Here is a 23800-nt window from a genome sequence, read left to right as displayed (position 1 = left end):
CATGTTGTGACTTGGATTAAGCGCGAAAATTTGTAATTTGCGATCTCTCAATATTCGCCAGAGTTCAAAGGGCCTAAAAATGCAGGTATTGGTTCGCGACAATAACGTCGATCAAGCGCTTCGCGTTCTGAAAAAGAAGCTTCAGCGCGAAGGAATTTTTCGCGAAATGCGCATGCGCGAAGCCTTCGAGAAGCCATCCGTGAAAAGAGCACGCGAGAAGGCTGAAGCGGTTAGTCGCCAGCGGAAGAATGCCCGCAAGCAGATGCAGCGGGAAGGTCTCCTCCCTGCGCCGAAAAAGAAACCCGGCAAGTAAGCATCTTACACCGCGGTGGCGAGCAGGCAGCACTGCCCGCTCAGGTCTGATCTGGTGATTGAAATTGCCAGCGCGTTCGGCGATAGCCCGGCGCTCATTGAGCGTCTGACGCAGGATTGCCATATTCTTGAAACCGGAAACGACAGCTTCCGGTTTCAAGGGCAGTTCAAGCGCGGAACACAAAACCGCAAGAAGCAGAAACCTGAACACGACTGCAGGCCCGAAGCAGGCCTGGAAGGCGGTCGCGTCTCCGTGGGTTCAATACCCGGCAGACCGCAACGACGTGCGGCATCAGCCAAAGGCCGTCACCGCCTCGACGCGTCAGGGGAACGTCCCCAAGATCCTCCACAAAACGGTCGCCCGGAACGATTTTTGTCCCGCTTAACAGGATGCGGAAAAAGGCGCTTGCTGCGAGCGGACTGGCGTGATTCCATGCCCGAGTGATTGGCCGGCAGGAGCAGGACATGCGGGGCAGTGATATCCAGACGGCGGGTCTGTTTTCTTATGTGAGCTGCGAAGCACGCGTTCCGACAAGCCATCCGCTGCGGGCAATCCGCGCGATTGTCGACGAGGCACTGGAAGTTCTGTCGCCTGATTTCGAGGCGATGTATTCAGCGATCGGCCGCCCGTCGATCCCGCCGGAGAAGCTTCTGCGCGCCCTGTTGTTGCAGGCTTTCTACACGATCCGCTCGGAGCGCCAGCTCATGGAGCAGATGGACTACAATCTGTTGTTCCGATGGTTCGTCGGCTTGTCGATGGACGCGCCGATCTGGGACGTCACCGTGTTCACCAAGAACCGTGAGCGACTCCTGGCTGGCGACATCGCCGCCAAGTTCCTGGCCGCATTGCTGAGCCAGCCGCGAGTTAAGGCTCTCTTGTCAGACGAGCACTTCTCGGTGGACGGCACCTTGATCGAAGCCTGGGCCAGCATGAAGAGCTTCAAGCCCAAGGACGAGACTGATGGTGACGGTGATGACAACAACGGCTCCGGCGCTGACGCGAACAAGCCCGCAAAGGCTACGGCACGCAACCCTGAGCGGGATTTCCACGGCGAGAAGCGCAGCAACGCAACTCACGCGTCGACCACCGACCCGGATGCCAGGCTTTACAAGAAGGCCCGTGGGCAGGCGGCCAAGCTTTGCCACATGGGCCACGTCACCCTGGAAAACCGCAACGGGCTGGTTGTCGACGCCACGCTGACCCATGCGACAGGAACCGCAGAGCGCGAGGCTGCACTGGATATGGTGGGCCGCATGGATGGTCGTCATCGCATCACATTGGCTGCAGACAAAGCCTACGATACGGCAGACTTCGTTGCCGCCTTGCGGGATATCAAGGTGACGCCACACGTTGCTCAGAACACGGCGAACCGACGCTCAGCCATCGATGGTCGTACCACCCATCACCCCGGCTACGCTGTCAGTCAGCGCATCCGAAAACGCATCGAAGAGGTATTCGGCTGGGCCAAGACCAGCGGCGGAATGCGCAAGACCCGCCATCGCGGAAAGGATCGCGTCGGTTGGATGTTCACCCTGACAGCGACGGCTTATAATCTGGTGAGGCTGCCAAAGCTGCTGACGACGGCATAATCGCGCCCGCAATCCGCCGAGACACGGCGGATGACGACAAAATGGCCGAAAAGGCCGCTGAAAAAGCCTCATCCCCGCTCGTCTTCGAACCGTCTAGCGAGGATCGGTAGAAAAATTAGCGCTATTTCCGCAACCTGTTAAATCCCCAGATGTTCATGAACAAGATACCCGACCTGGGCGCACACTCGGGCGTAACCAGACCCGTATTCTGAGCATTCGCGTATCAGAAGCTTGCGGAAGATGGACAGACATCCTCTGCAGTAATCGTCGCAACCATGCTCAAAATTGCACGCGCGAACAGTGACACCATGCAGCCCTCGCGGAGAAGCCTCGCAACGTTGACATGCTCTTCTTTCGCAAAGACAAAGTATGTGTACATCAAGAAATCTTGATACAAATTCTGGCAACAGATTTCCCCAGATCATCCCGCCATAACCGCATATAAAATCGAAATAGACAGACTAAACCAATATATATTCGATCAATCGGATAATAAATTATCCAACGAACTAAGAAATTATTCGCAATCATACGGATATACCAGTAAAATTGTATGGGATTTTTTCCATTTCGATGCCTCGCGGCGTCTACCCTCTGGAAAAGCTTCATATTGCCCGCGAAAACTGTGGGGCATGGCACTTAATATCTGGAAAAACGCAACCACAAGAGTAATGTGCGATCTCTAATATATTGGCTGGAGGGTGTCGCGCATGGCACCTATCCGACCAGAGCCTTCTGCAAAGCCGGGCGACCGGAAGCAGGTGCTTTTCCGACGTTTAACCAATTGAAATATACCAAATTATCCGTTGAAGCACAGCAGAGTGAGGGCGTGAGCATATTCTGATGATTGTGTAATTTTCCCCGACGCGGCCCCAAGCCTAGTTTGCGCCATGAAGGAGCGACCCGTTGAGTGCCAAGCAAACGACCCTTTGCGTCCCTCTTGAGGTCAAGCCCGAGAGTTGCAGCCGCCTGTCTTCCCTCATCAACGACATTCGCATCCGCGAGGATAAAAGCACGCCCGGCCAGGAAAACTTCGCGCGCATCATTGTCAATGTTCCGACCCTTCACTTCCTCTCCATGAGCGTTTTTGCAGCCGGGGACTATGACCCCATGTTCATACTGGAGGCCAATTTCGACGGGCCGGTTGGTGTTTTCTGGGGGCAGATGGAAGCCGCGCTCTCCAACGACCTGCGCGAGATCGTCCGTTGCTGCAAACGCCCGCTCGATGGCGACGGCAAGCTCTACGATGCGGTCACGGCACCCGAAAGCGCTGCGTCCATCGCCGCCTATTTCGAGAAGCGAACCCAGAGTCCGAGCGTTTTTCACCACGGCAATCGGGGCATGAACCGCGACCGCATCCTTCGCGAACATGCCCTGTTTCTCACGGTCAGGCGAGAGCTCGACGCCGTGGACACGATCGATGCCGATCCCTATCGCGGACTGGAGCCGCGCCCCCTGCATGAAAAACTCAGGCAGCGGGTCATTGCGGATCACCCATGGCTCGCCCAGGTACCAATCCAGCGCATTTCGGCGTCTGAAAAGGCCTTCGACGTCTTGCGCCTGCTGCTCTACGTCGTAATCCTGATCTTCATTCTCTCGCTGCCCGGTCTGCTCCTGGCTCTCTTGTTGCCAACAGCAGCCTATGTCGCCTTCATCATCGTCGCGGCCGTGCTTGTTGCCTTTTTAATCTACCGCAAGCGCGAGCCCTTGCCCGGCACGGGAATCCCGACCACCTTCAGTTTCCTCAACCTGCTCTGGCAGCAGGCCTTCGTGGTCGCTGCATATGTGATCGCCGCGACGCTGCTGCTCGTGCCGACCGTGGTGATCGGCAGCTATCTGATCGCCACCCTCGTCCCGCATGAAACTCTCAGTCTTTCAGAAGCATTCTGGCTCATCGCCCCGGCAGTGGCCCTCGGCTTGTTCAGTCTCATCGTCACGGTCCCGCTCATCATCCTGCGGCTGCGCTATCTCGAGATGCATGATTCTTCCCATGATGCGCCGCAGACCAGAGAACATCTCCTACGGGAAATGATTCGCCGTGAAGATTGGGTGGCACAGAACCACATGGGCTCCATCGTTCTGTTGAAACCCGGAGTTCTGCGCACAGCGGTCGTGCGGGCTGGGCATCTCGGTCTCGGCCTGCTTCTGCGGGTCCAGGCGAGGGATGGTTATCTCGGCAGCATGCGCACCGTGCATTTCGCCCATTGGGCATTTCTCAACAATGGCAGCCGGCTGCTCTTCTTCAGCAACTTCGACCACAGCTGGGATTCCTATCTCGACGATTTCATCGAAAAGGCGCATGCCGGGCTTACCCTCGCCTGGGGCTGCGGCGTAGGCTTTCCACCCACGCGGCTCCTGCTTTTCGACGGCGCAAGCCATGGCCGTAGGTTCAAGAACTGGGCGCTGGCATCCCGCACGGTCAGCCGGTTCTGGTATAGCGCGTACCCAACCCTCACCGTCGACCAGATCGAGCGGAACTACCGCATCGCCTCTGTGCTTCACAAACAAACGCCAAGTGACATGGAGGTACGCCAATGGATGCTGGATCTCTGAACAACCGCAGAAAGCCTGCAACCTGGAAACTTGCGCCTGATATCGCTCCTTTGACGCAAGGCCTGGTGGTGAACGGCTTTGGAATGTTTACGACCGGCCTCGCTTTGTTCCTGGAAATCGGGGAAGAACAGGGCGGTGCCTGGCTTGACGCCCTCCAGGCAGTCGTCCAGATCACCCCCGCCGTTCCGCCGGACAAGAGCGCGGAAAACACGACCCCCTACGCCGCCGCGCTCGCCTTCACATGGACGGGACTTGAGCGCATGAAGCTGCCGGACACGGCGCTTGCATCCTTTTCCCGCCCGTTCCGGGAAGGGATGTTCCAGGAGGACCGTCTGCGCCGTCTTGGCGACCGGCGTGGAGACACATGGGCCGTTACCGTTGCCGAGGGAGGTCCGGTCTGGAGCGCCAACACACCCCTGCGACCGGCCGCCGCCCACACCATCGGCGCCTATGATGTCTCCTACGACAGCGAAGAGAAGGGTTTTCCAACCCCGATCTCGGTTCATGCTGTGCTGATGATCTATACCGCAGAGGATGGGACCGCGGCCGACCTTGCGAAAAGGGTCGGCGAAGCTCTGGCCCCCCAGGGCGTTCGCATCGTCTACAGGCAGGAGCTCCGACTGGATGCAGAGACGGGGATCGGGCGTGAACATTTCGGCTTCGCCGACGGACTTTCGCAGCCGGAACCCTATGATGAAGCGGGCGCCGTTACCCTCAATGACATCCCGGTAACACAGCCGCAGAAGATCCAGGGGGTGCCGCTCGGTGAGTTTCTCATCGGCTATCTCAACGGTCACCACGAGAAAGCGCCCGGGCCGGTCGTGCCGGGCCTCCCCGGCGAGACCCAGGGGACCTCTCCAGGCAGCGCCGGGCTCGTGCCCCATTCCGAGGCCCAGGGCTTCTACGATTTCGGCCTCAACGGCACTTACATGGTCATCCGGGAGCTGGAGCAGGATGTTGCCAGCTTCTGGGCCTCCATGGACGAGAATGCAGCAGCGATCCGCAAGCGTGATCCGGTGAACTCCGCTCATGTCACATGCGATTGGCTGGCGGAGCGCGTCATCGGTCGAAATCGCGACGGCCACCTGCTCTGCCCCGGTGGCTACATGAAGCCGAATGCCTATGGCTTGGCCGACAGTGACTATCTCTTCCTGAAGGATGACCCCCAGGGCACTGGTTGCCCGCTGGGAAGCCATGTCCGGCGGGCTTTTCCGCGCGATGGCCTCGCGCCCTCAGCGGATCAGGGCGAAACGCTGCTTTCCGCGGCAAACAACCATCGCATTCTCCGGCGGGGACGCAAGTTTGGACAGAAGATCGCCGACGACAGGTCCCCCGACGGCGTGAAACGGGGTCTGCTGTTCATCTGTCTCAACACGGATATCGCCCGTCAGTTCGAGTTCATCCAGCAGACATGGCTCCTCAATCCGGATTTCGCCGTTCTTTTTGAGGAAGTCGATCCTCTCATCGGCCCGCGCGGCCGCATGACTATTCAGGAGAACCCTCTTCGGCGCACGATCGACGTCAAGACCTTTATCCAGCTTGTCGGCGGTGAGTATTTCTTTCTTCCGAGCCTGCCGGCGCTCAAATATCTGGCCATGCTATGAGCGCGATCACCTCAAACGACGTCCTGCGGCCCGCTGCGAAAGGGCTTAAACGTCGGCTGATGGCGGCGGCCATGTCGGCAATCCCCTTCGTCTTCAGGCTCATGCGGCGGTTTTACCCCATCGCCGGGTTTGGCTCGACCTACATCGTCACCCGGTACGACGATGTGCGCGAAGTCTTTGGCGAGGATGCTGCCTTCACCATACCCTACAAGGCAAACCTAGACGTCCTGACCGGTGGCGAACCCTTCATCCTCGGCATGACCCGGACACCGGACTATTTTCGCCAGCTGGTGGCGCTGCGGCAGGTAATGCTTGCCGATGATCTGCCGGAGCTTGGCCGCAGCGCAGAAGCCCATGCCGAAATGATCGTGTCGGCCGGCAACGGCCGTGTCGAGGTCGTCGACCAGTTGGTCCGGCGGGTCACCTTCGATGTGCTTGCCGACTATTTCGGCGTGCCGGAACCCGGGATCGGAAAGCTTGACGTCTGGGCGACCCGGCTTTTCGAGTTCCAGTTCGCCTCGTCGCCCAGCGATCATGCACTACGTCAGGAGGTGGAAGAGATTGCACCGGCCTTTCGCGACCACATCGATCGCGAAATCGCCCGCCGCAAGAGCGACGCGGCAAGTCTGGAAAGACCGGATGTGATCGGACGTTGCCTCAAGCTTCAGGCCGAGGGTGAACCCGGCTATAGCGACGTGGAAATTCGAACGGCCATGCTCTGCATGATCGTCGGCGGCCCGCCGCAGCCGCCGATGGTCGTGCCGCAGGCGATGGAACAGCTCCTGCGCCGTCCCGAGGCGCTCGCAGCCGCAGCCGAAGCTGCGCGGGCAAATGAAGACGACCGTCTCTGGAAAATCCTGCGCGAAGCCCTGCGTTTCGATCCACTGGCGCCCGGGCTTACCCGGATCGCCGCCAAGCCATGGACCATTGCCGAAGGTACGCGACGCGCCCGAACCATTCCAAAGGATGCGACCGTCATAGCCGCATTTGCATCGGCGATGATGGATGAGCGCCGGATTCCTGATCCCGGTCGCTTTGATCCTGACAGGCTCAACCACGAATATATTCACTTCGGCCACGGGATGCATGAGTGCTTTGGTCGATACATAAACCGGGCGACGTTGCACAGGATGGTCAAGCCTCTCCTGCGTCAGCCCAGGCTGCGCCGCGCTTCGGGTCCGGAAGGCCATTTGAGCAAGAACGGGCCCTTTTCCGAACGTCTGGTGGTGGAGTTCGGCTGATATGGCCGCAGGTTGGCATTACAGCTTCTTGTCCAGATCATCCGATATATTGGAGCCCCAGGCGTTGGCGACATAGGTAAGGCTCGCTTTTTCAGCCGCGTTCGGATCGCGCTTGGCACCAGCACCGTCGAAATCGATATTGGTGACGGTCTTGTCGGAGCGGCGGCAGACGGCGACGTAGATTTTCATCACCAGCTCTGCCCGCGCCTCGCCAAAGCCGACATAGCCCATCATCGCACCCTTGATCTTCTCCCTGGTGTTGCCGAGCGCATAGCTCTTGGCAATCGCCTGCTCGATATGCGCGGGGAACGTGACCGTATCCGTGTGACGATCGGAAAGCTGAACCGCAACATTCTTGTCAATATCGCGAGCCTTTTGCTGGTCGAGTTTCTTCTCGTCGATGTCAGTGGTGATGTCGGATGTAGCGGGCTTCTTGTAGTTCGAATCGATCGTGACTTCCCGCGTCAGCCCGCTGACCGGCTTGAGCTTGGTGTCCAGAACCGAAGCCTTGGCTGTCAAAGTCGAGTTGATGTAGCTCAGTCCTGCCTTGGCCTGTTTCAGCGAATTGTCTCCGCTGATCGAGATCGAGTAGCTGACCCAGTATTTCTTGTCGTTGACCCATTTCTTCACCGAGCTTTCGATGACCGCATGATGCACGGAATTGGCGTGGGCGGTGATCGGAAAGAGATTGTTCGGTGTGCCCGGGCCACCGAGATTGTCATTCAGCAGATGCCCACGGATATAGCGCGTGTCTGCATCGCCGTAGACGTTCGGGTCGGTCGGCAGCATCGCCATGAGGCTGTCCTGACCCGACGGACCGCTGCCTGCGGGATGATCCGGGCCGAGCGGCATCGCCGTCATCCTGATACCGACCTGATCGCCCCCGAGTTTCGCGCCTTCCATTTGAACTGACGTGATATGGCCTTTCTGCAGGTCGCCCGGAATGCCTGTTCCTGTCAGTGTCTCGACTTCGGTGATCTTGAAACTCGGGTTGATCTGGCCGACGACCTCGAAACCTGTCTGGAAGTTGCCTTCATAGCCAAGCGACGCCAGTCCGAAACGGGCCTTGATCCGCGGAAAATAGTTGTCCAGCGCATCGCTGTCGGAAGCGACGCCACTGGCGAGATCGACGGCCTTCTTGGCCGCATCGACATCCTCCTGCTCCTGCGCCTTCGTCCGCGGCATGGGGGCCGGCGGCTCGTCCAGCATGGCAAGCGTGATCGGTCCCGGATAGCGCGGCGTCTTGGCGTTGGGGATCGCCGATTCCGGGACGGAACCGTTGACGGACGTATCCCTGTTGGCCGCATCATCGACGGCAGCGGACCGGGCGGGCTGATTTCCCGGTGTCGCTGCAGCGCCCGGGTCCTTGTTTGACCCCTCTCCCGCAGCCTTGGCGCCTGCGGCCGGCGGGCCGGGTTTCTTGCCAGGCTTGGCGGGTGGGGCCGGGGGTGCCTCTGCCTTTTTTGCCTGGGCTGCCGTTTCCGGCGGTACCGCGGCCTTTTTCTGTTCCTTCAGCGCGCCCTTCCACTCGGCCTTGTTTTCCAACGCCTCTCGCGCGCCGGAGCCGGCCGGACCGTCCTTCGGCATCGCCTCCGTAATCAGCGATTCCGTATCGATGTCGGAGGTCTTGAAGTCGATTTCGGGCGGCGTGGGTTGGCCGAACTTGTAGGCCATATGCGCCTGCAAGGCGAGGTCCGGCCCTATAGGCATGACATATTCGGCAAGCTTCCACTCTTCCTCCCAGATAGTCACCCAGAGAGCCTCGATTTCTGCCCAGGCATTCAGCCCAAGTTTCAGTCGAGCACCGGCGGCAAGCGTGGCGGTACCTTCGATGCCCCAGTCACCGCCCTCGTAGCTGAGTTCGGGTATGACGGAGATCGCGCCATAGAGACCCGCGGTCGCCACCCCCTCGATGCCGCCGGTGAGAGAACCCAGCACCACATCCAGCCCGAGACCCGCCCCGAAGGCCACATATCCCTCGATGAAGGCGGGGATGAACATTTCGCCCGAGATGGTGAAGCTCGGATCGGCCTCGCCCGCGCCGATCGTATAGGAGCCTTCGACCTTGATGTTGCGGAACACGCCCGGACCGATTCCGGCCCTTATACCTGCCCGCACCCGGATGATCGCGACGAGGATCGCCCAAAGCGGAATGTTCTGGGAATATTTGAAGAGCTCCTTGTCCATCCGCTTTTCGGGAAAGAGCTCCAGTGGTTCGGTGACGACAATGGCACCGGAAACATCGACGCCGCCTTCCGGCAGGATGGTGGCTGTCAGCGTGCCGGAGAGACGCGGCATGATCTGCGCCGTGACGCTGCCGGAACCGCCGAGCTGCAGCGTTCCCTCCGGCGTCTGGGCGACCGTCACTGTCACGGTACCCGACAGCTTGCCGTCGTCGGCCGAATAGTTGAGCGTGGTTTCGCCCGACCAGAGGCCTTCCTTGTAGCGAACCATAACGTTGCCGGTGAGGCCGGGCAGAAGTTCGGAATTGACGGGAACGCCGATCTCGCCTTCGATCTGCCCTTCCTTGTAGACCAGAATGACATGAACGGGCTGCAGCCCCGGCACCTTAAGATCGGCTTCCGCGCCGATGGTGAGCAGCCCGGCTTCGGAATAGGCCGCCTGCAGCTGGCCGCTGCCTGCCGGCCCGAAATCAACGCCGACATTGCCGGCAAAGGCGATCTTGCCCTGTTCGGAAAGTGTGGCGGTGATCGTGCCTTTTTTGACGGGAAAGCCCTTGGGAAACTTGTCCGCGGTGATTGTCAGGGAGCCCGAAACATTGCCGTTTCGGAGGGAAACCGTGCCGGATGCCTTTTCGAGCATCGGCACTGTCAGGTCAAACGTGCCCTCACCTGCGATCTTGTTGGCCTTGTCGAGGGTGGCCGTCGCGATGCTGATGCTTCCCAGCCCCTGATACTCGGCGCCGAAATTGGCAAGCGTCACGCCCGGCTGGCCGTTCATGTAGGATACTGTGATCGAGCCGGCGCTCAGCTTCAGGGCCGGGAGTGGCGACGTCTGCGAGGTGATATCGGCGGTGACCGTCGCCGAGAGGTTCCTGTTTTCATCGACCGCGAGCTGGCCGGTGACTTCGTTGAGAAAAGGCGGCGTGAGCCGCACGGAACCATCGGCCGTGAACACACCGCCCTCGGCGAATTTGAAGTTGACCGTCGCGGCTCCGAGCTTGGCATAGGCAAGATCGATCGTGCCGCCACCGGTCATCCGGCCGTTGGCGACGGTGATGGAACCGGATCCCTTTGCCTCCGCCGACTTCAGGCTTTTCGGCAAGAGGTTCGCGCCGGTAACGGTCGCAGACCCGCCGATCGAACCATCCTCCGCAAGACTGGCCTTGAGCTTCGGATTGCCAAGCGCCGGGACCGCGATGACGCGCTCCACTTCTCCCTTGAAGGTCGCCTTGCCATCCGTGTCGATCTTGATTTCGAAGCCACCATCGGCAACGCTCGGAATGGCTAGCGCGGCAGTGAGCGAGACCTTCTTGTCCCTGTAGGTGATCTTCTGCACGCGCAGCCCGGGGATCGGCTGCGGCCGATCGCTGAAATCGATGCCCTTGGCGCTGAGGTCAGCAGCAGGGATGCGGAAACCGAGCGGTCCGAGCCTGGCGAAGAAGTCGCCGTTTTCCAGAAGTCCGAACTGCGAGGCCGGAATGCCCGAATCCGTTGCAGGCGCGGCAGGAGCCGGCGCCGGTGGCGCGGGTTGCGGCGGCGCATTGGTGGGCGTGGGTGCCTGTGGGACGGGAGGATCTGCCACGGTCAGCCTCCCGGTGGCGGTGCGACGGGTGCTGGCGCCTTGGGTGTGACCACATGGCCAAGCCGCACGGCAAGCAGGACCGCAAGTTTTGAGCCGCGAAACGTCTGCATGGCAGGCCCGAGCGACTTCATCAGCGGACCACGAGCCTTGGCGGGGCTGCGCAGGAAGGTCATGGAAAGCACCAGGGCCGCGGCCATGACTTCCTTGTCGGGCGCCTTCACGAACAGCGCAAACAGGCTCGATATCGCATCCGCATCCGGCTGTGCATGCATGCCGGCAAGCACCGTCTGCAAGGCGGACTGGCGCAACTGCCAGTCATGATCGGGCGCAGGAGGGGCGCTTGCCTCCGGCTTGGCTGGCTTGGGCGGCTTCTTTGCCGGGTTCTTCTTTTTCGCTTCCTTCACCTCTACCTTTGCACGCACCGGAGCGGGCTTCTTCTTCACGGCGACGACTGCCTTGGGGCCTTCGACCTTGATCTTCTGAAGCTGCTTGACCGGCGGCGCGGGCTTGCCGATCAGGCCCGCTGTTTCCGCGGCCTTTGCAGCGCCCTGAATGCCCGCCAGCGACGCACGGGCACGCTGCTGCGCGTCCTCCTTCATCTTCTGTTCGACGATCGGGGGTTCGGGCACCTCATCGGCCAGAAGCGGTTTGGTGAAATCGATCATGGCCCCGCCTCATCGATGCGCAGCCGGGCATAGGAATCGCCGAAGGCGGACTTGCGCACGGGTTTCCCCTGCTTGACCAGTTCCCGGCCCACGGCCTGGAGGATCAGGTCCATGTCGATCACGGTCCTGCGCTGTGCCGCCCGGTGGGCGGCATCGAGCCAGCAGTTGCGGATTTCCGCGCCCGTCAGCTCCATCCGCGCCGCCAGGAACTCGAAATCGACATCCTCGCCGATCGGCGCGCCCGTCAAATGAATGCGCTCCCAGATCAATCGCCGTTCCGCCTTTCCGGGTGCGGGGAAATCGACGACCACATCGATGCGCCGCAGGAACGCCTCGTCGATGTTCTTCTGCAGATTGGTCGCGAGGACCGAGATACCGTCGAAGTTCTCCAGTCGCTGCAGCAGATAGGATGTCTGCAGATTGGCGTAGCGGTCGCGCGCATCCTGGATTTCGGTGCGCTCGCCGAACACCGCGTCGGCCTCGTCGAAAAACAGGATGATGTCGGCGCAGGCCGCCGCTTCGAAAAGCATGTCGAGGTTCTTCTCCGTCTCGCCGATATATTTCGACACCATGCCCGCCAGATCGACGCGAAACAGGCCGAGGCCCAGCTCGTTTGCCAAGGCTCCGGCCGCCATGGTCTTGCCGGTGCCCGGCGGCCCCTTGAACAGAACTGTGGTGCTCGATCGCTTGCCGAGGACCGGCCCGAGCTTCCATTCCTTGAGCACGATCGAGGCAGACTGCTGGTTGCCGACAAGACCACGCAAGGCCGCAAGCGCCTTCGGTTGCAGCACGAGATCATCCAGCACATGCGGCGCGCTGACCTGCTGGGCCAGACCCGAAAGACCTGATGTCATCCGCTCCATCGCGGCCGCCCAGAGGGCCGCAGGTTCCTTGTGTCTCGCGGCAAGCCTTGCGAGCGGAAGCAGACCGAGGCGCGGAAGATTGGCGAGGCGCGCCAGAAGCGGGCGATCGATGGCGGGGCTTGCCAAAAACAGCCCCTCCAGGATGGCTTTTCGCGCCGCCTCGGAGGCCTCTGGCAACAGGACCGTGCGTGCGACCAACCCGGCATCATCCCACAGCACCGGTTTCGAGGTGAGCAGCAGAGCCGGGGCGCTGATCAGGCCGGCGATATCCCGCCGTTCGGCCGGCGGCGCGGCGTCAAATCCGGACAGCACCGGCAGTGCTCCGTAGAGCTTCGCCTCGCGCATGCATGCAGCCAGGGTCGCCGCCTGACTGGCGCGATCGAGTCCGGCAAACCGGCTGTGCTCGAACAGCATGATATCGAGACCAAGCGCGCCAGCCGTCTCGATTGCAAAACTGCCCGGATCCTGCCCGGGCTCGCTGACGGCCAACACTATGCATGGCTCGAGAGCAGCCCGATTGCCCTGGACCGGGAGCAGGTCGAAGAAAGGCTGCAGCGCGGTATCCGGCGACTGCCCGCCCAGCAGGCGGTCGAGGACGGATTCATCGACCCGCAGCGGGCATTCGACAAACGGCCGTTCAGCGCCGGGAACGATCAGCCGCGCAACGACCAGCGGCGCGCCGTCCGCCAGCATCCGCCGCAGCGTCAGCATGTCGAGGCCGTGATGATCCAGCAACCTCGCCGCCAGTGCCGGCGTCAGGTGACGCTTGGCCATGTCGTCATTGAGGTAGCCGTAGACGCGACCGTAGCGCGGATCGATCGCCGGAGCGGCGGCATAGAGCAGAAGATCGAGCTCGGCTTCCGCCAGCCCGAACAGCGTTGCCAATCGCGCCCAGATGCCGTTCGGATCGACCTGCCGGGCGTGCGCGATCTGCTGTTGCAGGTCGGCGATCTCCGCCGCCGATGCCGCCGTGCCCGACGCCCGCAACCGGCCGGATGCTTCCGCCAGTATCGCCTCGGCATCGTCGTCGGAGAGAAACAGGCCGAGAAAGCCCTCCTGTCGATCCTGTCCGCGAAGGGCGCGTGTCAGCGCAACCTCGTGCCGCAAGCGGAGCGCAACCACCATCATCGCCTGCCGCATCCAGTCGGCAGCGTCGAAAAGGGCGCGGGAGGGGGCGTTCATCGTCCGCTTCCGATATGAAGGATGAGGAGCCGGTCGTTCAGATGCGGCACCGGCATCTGGTCGCCGGAAAGACCCGCCATCTTCAGGATGATCGCCAGAGGCGGTCCATCGAGCGTCACGACCACGGCGGCATCGGTGATCTCTGCACGACCGGACACGAGGAAAAACTGGCGCTGCAGATAGGCGCGCGAACTGGCGCGCAAGCCAGGTAGCCGGCTTGAAAAACTGGCGACCAGCAAGTCGCCCCAGCCCACGGCACCCTCGACGCCGTTGATCAGGCCTCTCGATTCCGGCGCCAGCCGCGCAAGGGCGATATCCGGCACCGGTGGAAAGGTCGGATCATCTGCGTCGTGGATTTCGGGGAAGAGAAAATCGATCAGCGCATCCTTTTCGGCGCGGAGGCGAAGGTCCGCATCGGGTATCGACAGCAGTGCCCGGCGCAGACCGTTTGTGCCGAGATGGCGGTGAAGCGAAAGCCTGACGACATCGGGAAGCAGCAGGGCGAGACCTCCAAGCGGCGACGACAGATGCAGTGCCCGGCCCTCGCCCGGAGACACGGAATGTCGCTCACGGCTGCCTCCGCCCGCCGTCTGTGGAGCGTGTTTTGCCAGCGAGCCCAGAATTCTCTCGACCATCGGCCTTGCAAAGGCCTGCTCGGCCATCTGCAGGGTTACGGTTGCAAGATGCGGTGGCAGGACCTGCCGGATGAGGCCGGTTGCAGTTGAAAGATCCGCAAAGGTCAGCGCGCGCGCGTTGCGCCGCTCGAATTCGGCGGCGATGACCGCAAGGCCGACAACATCAGCGGCAGTCAGGATTGCGAGAGACATATCGTCGGAAGCGAAGGACTGATCCGCTTCGCAGAGCAGGACCAGCACAGCCCTGTCTATATTGGTAAGGCTCGTCTTGCCCAATGCCTCCAGAAAAATCTCCAGCAAGGGAGAGGAGGCAGGCGGGCCGGATTGCATCGCGGAAAGTGGCGCTCTTTCCAGAAAATGAAGGACCAGATGCTCCGTCGCTGCGGCATCAAGCCTCTCGACAAAACGCAGCGGGTTGCCGCTGCGTCGGCCATTGCGAGCAAGCGCCGCCAGAGCCGCAGGCCGCGCCTTGACTATTTCGATCGCCGCCTGAAGCGGAAGCAGCAACCGCAGTGCCTCGAAATCCGGGAAGGCCCAGTCGGGCTCATAGGCGAAACCGAGACGCATATCGATATAGCTTGCCATATAGGCCACGTGGTTCGGCCAGGCACGAAGGTCCGGCGAGCGGCTTTCGAGCGCCTGACGCAAGGCATGCGCAAAACGCGCCGCCAGCAGTTCCGCCAGAACGCTTTCATTCCAGGGGCCGGTATGGGCGAGATCGAGGCTGATCGTCCTTATCCGGATAACCCCGTCATGACCGTCCAGCACGGGTTCGACTGCGCGCGCCAGCCTTTCCGAAAACGGCCCGGCAAGGGCGCGATCCATCGTCGATTGCAAGCCGGCAACGGCCTTCGGATAGCTGATGACCCGGCAGTCCATCTTCAAGGCACCAATGGCGAGCTCATGCTTTTCCATTCGCGCCACCCATCAGATATGCGGCGCGTTCAACAGGAACCGTTTTCCCTGAAGATCGTTGCGCATGACTTCCAGGGTTGTTTTGGTAAGCCCCGTGGCAAGCGCAACCTGATCGAGATCGGCCGACAGCAGCTTGCCCGGCCTGTCTATACCGACCGCCGTCAATTTCTCCTGGTTGCTGGCGACATGGGCGTCGATCGGGTTCAGCCCGTTCGCAACAGCCCGCTCGTTGAACATGCCCCATGTGGGATCCTCCAGGATGGGGATCTCCGGCACGGGGGGTATGGGTATCAAAACAGGCGGTATCGGGAAGGGGGTGATCGGTATCTCGGGGAACTCGGGCACAAAAGCCCCCGTTATGATCGGCGGCTCCATTATGATCGGTGGGTCCGGTATGGGAACCGGAGTGGGGATCGGCACGGGCACCGGAGTCGGGATTGGCATTGGCGATGTCCTGACACCGCAAAGGCATGCCATCATCCAGTCCTGCAGAAGGCTGACCGGGAAAAGCGGCCTGCGGTTCTCGTAGGTCTGCCTGAAAACCCCGTCATTGATGGTGATGCGGCCGATAACCAGATAGTCCTCGCAGGCCTCCACCGGCATCGGAAGCGGCAACGGTTCCCTGCCCTCTGCCGGGGGCCTGCATATCCAGTTGCTCAGGTACTCGCAGGACGGGGCATCCTGAACATGCGGAAACTTCAGGCCGCAGACGATATCGAAGGTCACGCCCTCACAGCGCCTTGATGGAAGAAGCGCATTGGCGGGGTGCTCGCAACCCTCGGGCACGCCCGGACGAAGCTCGCCGTCCTTCAGATAGGGTCTTGCGACAAGCCAGCCCTCGACCGTGCCGTTGGCGGCAGTCTCTTCCGCCCGCCGGCGCGCATTTTCATCGACGATCTCGCAGCCCGGCATGCCCGGTCCGCAGCATACCGCCAGAACCTCCGCGAGACCGGATAGCTCGATTGCTTCCGTCAGGAAGACTTCGTTGCCATTGGGCGTAATGCCATATCCCGGCGTCACGGTGACAGCCTGCCTCTCCGAGTCCGTGTTCACGAGGGCAAAGCCGGTAACGATGCCCCAGCCATGCAGCATGCGGCGCATGCGCGCCAGTTCCGCATCATGGCTGGACCGGTCAAGTGTCAGGTCGTCGGCACGCACGACCTGACGATCGAAGTACAGCGGCGTAACCACGCCGTTGAGCGACGTGGCGAGCGGTTCGCTTCTGGTGTCAGCCATAACCGTCTCCTTCAACCTCGAGTGACAGTGAACCAACTGCGGAATGTATCGCCGGGACCGCCCCGACCGGTCGGCAGCTGCCCGCCGATATGCGACCCGTCGAGCGGCACCCTGAGATCTGCGTCCAGAACGAAATCGGCATAGAAGACAAGCCGCAGCACTTCATCGCTCTCAAGGCCGCCAAACTGGAAACCCTCTCCACTTTTCAGCGCGAAGCCCTGGCACTTCTCGGCGCCCGGCAGCACGGTCCAGCCTGTCAGCAGCGTAGCGTCGCCGGGATCGAACTTGAGTTCGTCGATCGGATGCGCTTCGATCTGCTCCAGCGTCACCCAGAACGACTGGCCGGCCCGCATCGTGAACTTCCGCTGAAGCTCGACCAGCATGGTCGGACCCGGATCGTTGCTGCCGGTAAACTGCGGCCAGAAAACCGGTCTTTCGAAACCAACCGCAATTCCGTTTTCCTGCAGCAGAGCCCGGAACCGGCCTTCGTCGACGAACACTTCACTGTGCTTCCAGCTGACACCGACGATGGTGTTCAGTTCCGGCGTCGGCGCGGCCTCCGGGACAGGCAGCCGGATGTTCAAGGTTCGGTTTGGCGGATCGCCGCTGATGGAGACCTGCGGCGACAGGATCGTGCTGTCATACTCTATGGTCGCCTTGTCGATGCCGATACCCGCGTCTCCGCCCGGTCCGGGTGCGCCCGGAGCGGCTGCGGGAAGCGTCAGGTTCGCAATGATGCCGGCCGGTTGATCGGTCGTCGTCGCCGTGGGGGCCGATCCGACCGGTCCGAGCGCAATCGTCACACCGGTGATGCTTTTGCCGTTCTGGCCGGGATCGCCCTTGGTGCCCTCGGCACCGGGATCGCCGCGCGGACCGGGAGGGCCTTCGGCAACCCCGTGGGCGAGGATGCATTCGACCACCTCGTACAGGGTCGCAGCCGACGGCACGATTGGACGATATTTCTTGTTGTCTATGACGACGATGTTGAAGCCTGCCTCGCCCGGATTGACCATCCGGGGCTTCGACACGGCATTGTAGTTCGGCAGATGGCCGAGAACGACGGCATGATCTTCGTCTTCCTCGCAATGAACGCAGCCATCGATGATCTGGTCGAAATGAACGCCGCAATCTTCTTCAGTGATATCGATGACGGCGACCAGCCCGCGGTCGGGCAGCTTTTCAAGATCCGGATCGGAGGCGGCGACATAGGCGCGCACACCGTTGGAGGCCAGCGCCAGGGATGTCCCCACACCGTCGATGGTGATGGTTTCGTTTGACAGCTCTTCCGCTTTTGGTTCGGCGCCCTCGGACTTCACGACCTCCATGTCGATGGTCGTCAGCCGGGTGACGCTCGCAGCATCGACGAGCACATAGGCACGGGTCTCCGTTGGAGCGACGGCAAGGTCGACGCCGTTGGCGACGAGGGAAACGCCCCTGCCCTGCCGTTTCAACCTGTTCTGGTCACCCGTCATGATGAAGCGCAAAAGGGTGGTTCTGATCTCGGCGCCTGAAGCATTCGTCAGGAGATACAGGAACTGGTCATCGAGGCTCCAGGCCACGGAGCACAGGCGCTCGGCATTGTTGATCTCGACATCCGGCACCCGTGCCTCGGCCGCCGTCATGCCGGCGTTGAACTTGGAGACATCAACGACATAGAGCTTTTCAGCCGGCTTCGGGCCGGGAGCCGCGATCGCCAGGAAACGGCCATCATGGCTGAACTGGATCATCGAGGCGCCGCGAAGCGGAGCATCCTTGTCCGTTCCGAAACCATGCTCGAACTTGAAGCTGGCGGTGACATCCGGTAGCTTTCCGCGCGCCGGATCGGCCAGCCACTTGCCGAGATTTTCTGCCGAGATCGAGGTCAGCGATGCCTCGGCATTGGTGAAATTGAGGATGAACAAGGCGCCCGAGGTGGGCGATACCGCGAGACGTGAGGACCTGAGGTCCGGCTGCATGACAGCAAGCGGCGCGGATTCGACATGAACATCGCTCGCCTTCCACACGCCGATGCCGCTGACATCGGCGCCGTCGATCTTGAAGATGCCGGCGGCGAAGACCAGCCGCGCTTCGCGGCTGGAGGCGGTATCCGTAGAGGTGCCGCCCATTTCCAGAAGGGAAACCAGATCCTGCGTATCGCGGTCGTGCAGGTAGAGATGTGCGCCCTTGGCATTGTTGTCGACGGCGATCTGCAGCCATTGCTCGCTGTCGTTGATATGCATGGCGCGCGGCGTCTGCGCCCCGAAGCTCAGCGTATGCACCCATTCCAGCTTTGCCGTGACCGGCACTTCCTCGGGCGTCAGATCGTTCGGATCCCGGGCGCTGAGGACAAACTTGAACCGCTCGGCGATGCGCCCGAAATTGGTGGCACCGCCTGCCCCGCAGCCGGGCAGGATCACCGGCACCGCCTCGACCCCGCTGTCGCACCGCTCGATCGCGATGAACAGGTGCTTGCTTCCATCCAGCGCAGCCGCCAGATCGGGGTCTTCCGCCAGCATCTTTGCCACGTTCACGCCGGTCTGTTCCGGCACGATGATCTCGTTGCCGCAGCAATCCAGCGCCATGCCCGGCTGAACCACGACAAACTCGCTTCGGCAGCCATCGGCGGGATGCTGGACGATCTTCAGTCCGCAAACGGTTCCCGTGCCGTGCAGCAGGGCGTTGTTAAGCCGTCGGTGGCCGCGGCCATAGTCCTGCTCATCGACGAAATCGCGGCTGACCAGCAGCTTTCCGTCGAAATAATTGTTGCGTCGCGGCTCGTGCAGGCCGCACGGAAGGCAGGATTTCGTTTGATCGTCTAACATGACGGGGTCCTTTCATGGACGGCGGAACGAACGGCTGCGATGCCGCGTTGCAACGGCCCTTCTGTCGAAAAATCGAGCCCGAGATGCCCTAGGCCGAGCCCTTTGGCGGCGATGTCTCCGATCAGCATATCGACGCCGATGGTCGACTGTGTGCCGATGGAAATGCCCGGATCGACGAGACGCAGGCTGATGCGGACATGGGCCGGCGCATTTTTGGCAATGAGCCGCACAAGCCGCGCCTGCGAGGCGTCGTCGGGCACGCTGGAGCGCGGCAAGACGATGGTGGCGCTGTGGGCGGCCGGCGCGACATCGAGAGGGCTGCCGGCAATCATCGGAGCGGCGCCGGCGGGAAGCCGGTAGTGCTCGATGATCTGCGGCATCGGCGCGGCAAGGCCGGTGTGCCATTGCAATATCTTCTTCAGGCCCGCGACCGTTCCACGGATCGAATAGTAGCGGATGGCTTCAGCGATCATCTCGCGCCGGGTCTCGACATCCCATTCGGCGAGAAAGGCGAGATCAAACCAGGAGCCGAGCCAATCGAGGAATTCGCCCTCCGGCGTCGCCTGCGGGTCGAACAGGGCCGCGATGTCGCGGTTCGAGGCGGAAATCTCTGCAAAGACGGTGTCGAAATAGCTCAGGAACCGGTCGAGAAAGCTGACGCTTTCGGGGTCCTGATGGAAGCTGGCCGGCAGGTAGCGCATGGCGCTGCGGCGTGGGCCGTATATCTCGATCTCGTCGACGACGGGCGAAACATTGCCATCGCCGAACAGGCTGATCCTGATCCAGAGATAGCGTCCCCCAGGGCTCTGCACCAGGGCCTCGGGCATCAGGGACGCCTTGGGGTCCAGCGGCATTTCCAGCCTCAGCGGCGAAGACCATTCATCGTCGGGCTTTGCAAGGATGCGATCGAACTCGATCGCACTGTCGCTGGTCAGTGTCTGCACGAGAAGCCGCGTATTGGGCGGCAAGGTGCAGCGCAGGGCGATACGGTCCCAGGTAAAACCGACACGGCCGCCATCAAGCGCCGTGGTGACGAAACTGCCGGAACGCGGAACCTGAACGCGCTTGGGCATCGCCACCAGCGGTACGTTCTGCTCCACCAGCCGCCCGTCGCCCGTCAGGATCAGTCCGGTCAGGCGCATCGGTTCCCGTCCCGGTTCGTCCGGATCGGTGTAGAGAAGCGTGCCATCGTCGCCGTGCTGCAGCGCGGGCGGTAAAAGCTGGAGAGTTGCAGCATCCGGCTTCGCTACCAGATAGCCGCGCTGATCGAGCCCGATCAGCCTGCCGTCATCGATTGCATAGACGACCGCAGGGTTATGATCGTGATCGTCACCGCAGCTTCCACCGCATCCGCAGCCGCAATCGCCACCACAGCCACAACCGCTGCCCATTGCGGCGGACGCCACGAAGACAGGCCGTTTCAGTTGCACGGACGGCCGCGGAAACGAGCCATCGCGCCGCCACTGGGCGTCGTAGCGATAAATGGTCCGCAGCTTCGGATCGAGGATGTAAATATTGCCCTGATGGTCGGTGGCGAGCATGGTCGGCTCGCCGCCGGGGACGGAAATCACCTGGCGAAGCTGCGCTGTCGGATAGGCGATCACAATGATCCGCGCCGCACCCGGATCGGCAATCGCCAGATCGCCGTTCGCCAGAAAGGCAACATCCGTCGGACGCACCAGCGTGTACGGGTCGGACGGGATCGCGGGTGGCGGCACGACGTCTTCGGGAGTCGGCGCCGGTGGAAGCGGGCGGGCTGGCCACAGCGGCAAGAACAGGGCCGGACCGGCATGGCTTGATGCCTGTGCCGTCCAGATCACGCGCTCGACTGGATCGGCGACCAGGATGCGTCCCGTATCGGTAGTTGCCACGCCGCGCGGCAGCCGTTTGCCTCCGAAGCTGCCGAAGGGCTCGTTCAGCGCGATCGCGGATGCGCCGGCGATGGCGAGTTTCAGCGGCCCATCGACCGAAACGATCCCCGGTCGCGAGACCGCGCCGCCCAGCCGCCAGCCAGTGCGGGCGTTGAGCCTCAGGAACGGCGGGAAGGTGGCGCGGATTTCGCTAGTCATAGGACGGCACCAGCGAAATCACGTCCCGGGTCAGGACCGGGAGATACCCCTCCGGCAGGCTGATGATATCGGTCCAGTCGGCACCGACGCCATCCACCGTGATCTGCAGTGCCGACGCCCGCCGCACCCCCTCGACATCGAGCACGCGCTCGTAGAGATCGGCGATGTAGATATCGTCGCCCATCGGCCAGCCCGTGCCATCGCTGCCGCCTGTGATCGGGTGAAGAAAGCCGAGCAGCGCCTTATAGACGCCTTCGGAAACGGCTGTGAGATCGAAGCCTGCACGCACGCTGACCCGCAGCTGCAGCGACGTGATCTTGCTGTAATTCGGCCCCGTGATGTGCAGTTCGGTGGTGATCAGCCGGTGCGGCTCCATCCATTCGCAGATGGCACGCAGCTGCGCCTCCGAGGGCTGCGGTGTCGCCTCCTTGTTGTTCGGCAACACGACGAGGGTGACCGCGCCATCCTTCTCGACCATCGTCCCGGCCGAAATCGCGCGGCGGGCGATCGCATAGGCGCGGTGGATCTTGACGCCCGGTGTCTGCAGGGCGATGTCGGCGAAATCTTCGGCGCTGACGGCGCGCTTCAGCGTGCGCAGATCATGCGGCGCGCGCAGCTTGACGTTTTCCATGGTTTCCGCGTCGCTGCCGTCATGGGCGGCGCGAATGTTCTCCACCCCGGCAACGCCGCGGATCCGGCCCTTGATCTTGGAAATCGTGCCGGCAGCAACATTGCCGACGTCACCGCCGCCGACGCGGTAGCGGCTCGCGATGACCTGGGCATCGGCCACCGCAATCTGTCCGCGCCGTCCGTCACCGAAAGTCACCGTCCCGCTTTGCGGATCGAGCATGTAGTGCTTGCTGTCCGGCGCCGAGCGATAGAAGTCATCGACCCGCTCCCAGATTTCGCTTGCACCGGCGGTGACCACCGTCAGCGTCAGATCGGGTTTTTTGCCCAGCGGATCGATGAGTACCGGCGTCTTGGGCAGCGTGAACCGCTGTGCCGGGCGGCCCGTCGAGCGGCCGAGGCTGTCATCCAGGCGTGTCGCCGCCTGGGTTGCCGGCACCGTGTTGAGGTGGAAGGCATTGATCGTTGCGGGTTTGGCATCCTCGGTCTGAAAGGCCGACTTGATCTTGGCGCGCAACCAGTAAAGCTCACGAAACACGTCCTTTTCGACCGGCAGATCGATGGCAAAGGAGGGCTCGATTTTCTTCCAGTCCTCCAGTTTCAATTTGCTGAAGTCCAGATCGATCGATCCAAGCTTGGTGATGGTATCGCCCACCGATTCCGAGCAGGCAGCCAGCGCCGCGGTGTCGGCCTCGTCGACGACACCCATTTCCTTCCACTTGTCCGCCAGTCCCTCGAGGATCGTCGCGCCATTGGCGCCATTGAGCACGGCGATCAGTTCGCCCTTGTCGACCGGCGGCTTTTCCTCGCCGAAAGTCGCCCAGAAATCCGGGGAAAGCGAGGAAGGCTTGACCGGCTCGGCCCCTGCCGGAATTTCGAAGACGAGATGGCCCGAGCGGGAAAGATTGAGCGTCGTGTCCGACGACAAGGACAGCGTCTGCCATCCGGTATTGTCGGCGTCCGCAAACAGGTCCGGTCCGATATCACCGGTGAAAAGTTGCCATTCGATGCGCGAGGTGAAGGGAACGCTGCTGCTCTGGCACGATGTCGCCAATGGCCCTTCGATGACATCGCCGGACGCATCGGCGTCGAAGACCTGGGTGGCTTCCACGTAGATGTCCAATGGTCCCGCTGGCAGACGATCATTGTTGTATTTGTCGGCCGGCTCGCTGCGCACGGGTCGCAGCAGCAGGCCGAGATAGAAGGTCGAGCCGATGGGCAACATCGTATCGAAAGGATCGAAGGAATGCAGCCAGGTCAGGTCCTTGGTGAAGCTGGTCACCAGTTCCTTGCTCATCGTGCCCGCGCCCTTGCCGGTGATGGCGAGGCCGACGCTGGCGTTGAGCGCAATCAGGGTCCGGTCCGTCTCGAACAGGACTTCCTGGTTAAGGTCCGGATCATCGACCGAAACCTTGGTGGCGAGCGGCACCGGCACCACCAGCGCATCGTCCGGCTTGTCTAGCTTGTCGAGTTTGAAGGCGAGCTCCGTCAATGCTGGGTGGGCGGGCTCCGGTGTGACGCCCAGAAGATCGAGGAAGTTGATGTAGTTGAGTTCGGGAACGCGATTAAGTTCGTAGAGAATGGTTTCCGTCATCCAGGCATGGAGCTGGACGAGCGTCATGCCCGGATCGCTGTCGTTGAAATTGGTCCATTCGGGCGTATAGCGCGGTATCCGTTCGCGGGCCTCGCGAACGAGGTCATCAAAGCGGCGCTTGTCGAGATCGGGAGCGGTCAGGGGCATC

At 61.8% G+C, this 23800-nt stretch carries 14 protein-coding genes; 6 read left to right on the top strand and 8 right to left on the bottom strand.

Going from position 1 to position 23800, the window contains the following annotated elements; genetic code table 11:
- Positions 1 to 79: 79 nt before the first annotated feature.
- The 6 genes from rpsU (at position 80) to QO002_RS21340 (ending at position 7300) form a co-directional block, all read left to right on the top strand.
- Entirely contained in the window at positions 80 to 313 is a 234-nt protein-coding gene (gene rpsU / locus QO002_RS21365) for a 30S ribosomal protein S21 (RefSeq protein WP_307233723.1), read from the top strand.
- Positions 314 to 367: 54 nt separating this feature from the next.
- Positions 368 to 757, top strand: a complete 390-nt coding sequence (locus tag QO002_RS30940) for a hypothetical protein (RefSeq protein WP_370878563.1) — start codon at positions 368 to 370, stop codon at positions 755 to 757.
- A gap of 20 nt (positions 758 to 777) precedes the next feature.
- The gene (locus QO002_RS21355) at positions 778 to 1902 is read left to right on the top strand and encodes an IS5 family transposase (RefSeq protein ID WP_307228028.1); all 1125 of its coding nucleotides are present in this window, start codon (positions 778 to 780) and stop codon (positions 1900 to 1902) included.
- 906 nt (positions 1903 to 2808) lie between these two features.
- Positions 2809 to 4455, top strand: coding sequence for a hypothetical protein (locus QO002_RS21350; RefSeq protein ID WP_307233722.1), 1647 nt, complete (start codon positions 2809 to 2811; stop codon positions 4453 to 4455).
- Positions 4437 to 6059, top strand: coding sequence for a Dyp-type peroxidase (locus QO002_RS21345; RefSeq protein WP_307233721.1), 1623 nt, complete (start codon positions 4437 to 4439; stop codon positions 6057 to 6059). The genes QO002_RS21350 and QO002_RS21345 overlap by 19 nt, the downstream gene beginning before the upstream one ends.
- Complete coding sequence (locus QO002_RS21340) at positions 6056 to 7300, top strand: cytochrome P450 (protein WP_307233720.1); 1245 nt, start codon at positions 6056 to 6058, stop codon at positions 7298 to 7300. The genes QO002_RS21345 and QO002_RS21340 overlap by 4 nt, the downstream gene beginning before the upstream one ends.
- A gap of 18 nt (positions 7301 to 7318) precedes the next feature.
- On the opposite strand, the gene QO002_RS21335 is transcribed toward QO002_RS21340, so the two are convergent.
- From QO002_RS21335 to QO002_RS21300, 8 genes are read right to left on the bottom strand one after another with little or no spacing between them, the layout of a single operon-like run.
- Positions 7319 to 11065, bottom strand: coding sequence for a translocation/assembly module TamB domain-containing protein (locus QO002_RS21335; RefSeq protein WP_307233719.1), 3747 nt, complete (start codon positions 11063 to 11065; stop codon positions 7319 to 7321).
- Between the two features lie 2 nt (positions 11066 to 11067).
- Entirely contained in the window at positions 11068 to 11730 is a 663-nt protein-coding gene (locus QO002_RS21330; protein WP_307233718.1) for a hypothetical protein, read from the bottom strand.
- Positions 11727 to 13775: an ATP-binding protein gene (locus QO002_RS21325; protein ID WP_307233717.1), complete on the bottom strand. Its 2049-nt coding sequence runs from the start codon at positions 13773 to 13775 to the stop codon at positions 11727 to 11729. The genes QO002_RS21330 and QO002_RS21325 overlap by 4 nt, the downstream gene beginning before the upstream one ends.
- On the bottom strand, positions 13772 to 15325 hold the full coding sequence (locus tag QO002_RS21320) for a hypothetical protein (protein ID WP_307233716.1): 1554 nt from the start codon (positions 15323 to 15325) through the stop codon (positions 13772 to 13774). Before QO002_RS21320 ends, QO002_RS21325 begins: the two co-directional genes overlap by 4 nt.
- A 12-nt stretch (positions 15326 to 15337) precedes the next feature.
- The gene (locus QO002_RS21315; protein WP_307233715.1) at positions 15338 to 16561 is read right to left on the bottom strand and encodes a hypothetical protein; all 1224 of its coding nucleotides are present in this window, start codon (positions 16559 to 16561) and stop codon (positions 15338 to 15340) included.
- An 11-nt stretch (positions 16562 to 16572) separates the two neighbouring features.
- Positions 16573 to 19362: a hypothetical protein gene (locus QO002_RS21310; protein WP_307233714.1), complete on the bottom strand. Its 2790-nt coding sequence runs from the start codon at positions 19360 to 19362 to the stop codon at positions 16573 to 16575.
- Entirely contained in the window at positions 19356 to 21431 is a 2076-nt protein-coding gene (locus QO002_RS21305) for a phage tail protein (protein ID WP_307233713.1), read from the bottom strand. The genes QO002_RS21310 and QO002_RS21305 overlap by 7 nt, the downstream gene beginning before the upstream one ends.
- Positions 21424 to 23799: a putative baseplate assembly protein gene (locus QO002_RS21300; RefSeq protein ID WP_307233712.1), complete on the bottom strand. Its 2376-nt coding sequence runs from the start codon at positions 23797 to 23799 to the stop codon at positions 21424 to 21426. Before QO002_RS21300 ends, QO002_RS21305 begins: the two co-directional genes overlap by 8 nt.
- Between the last annotated feature and the right edge of the window lies 1 nt (position 23800).

Origin of the sequence: Pararhizobium capsulatum DSM 1112 (genome assembly GCF_030814475.1) — a bacterium.
Taxonomy (GTDB): domain Bacteria; phylum Pseudomonadota; class Alphaproteobacteria; order Rhizobiales; family Rhizobiaceae; genus Pararhizobium; species Pararhizobium capsulatum.
Note: the sequence above shows the minus strand (reverse complement) of the source record. Positions and strands in the feature narration are given on the sequence as shown.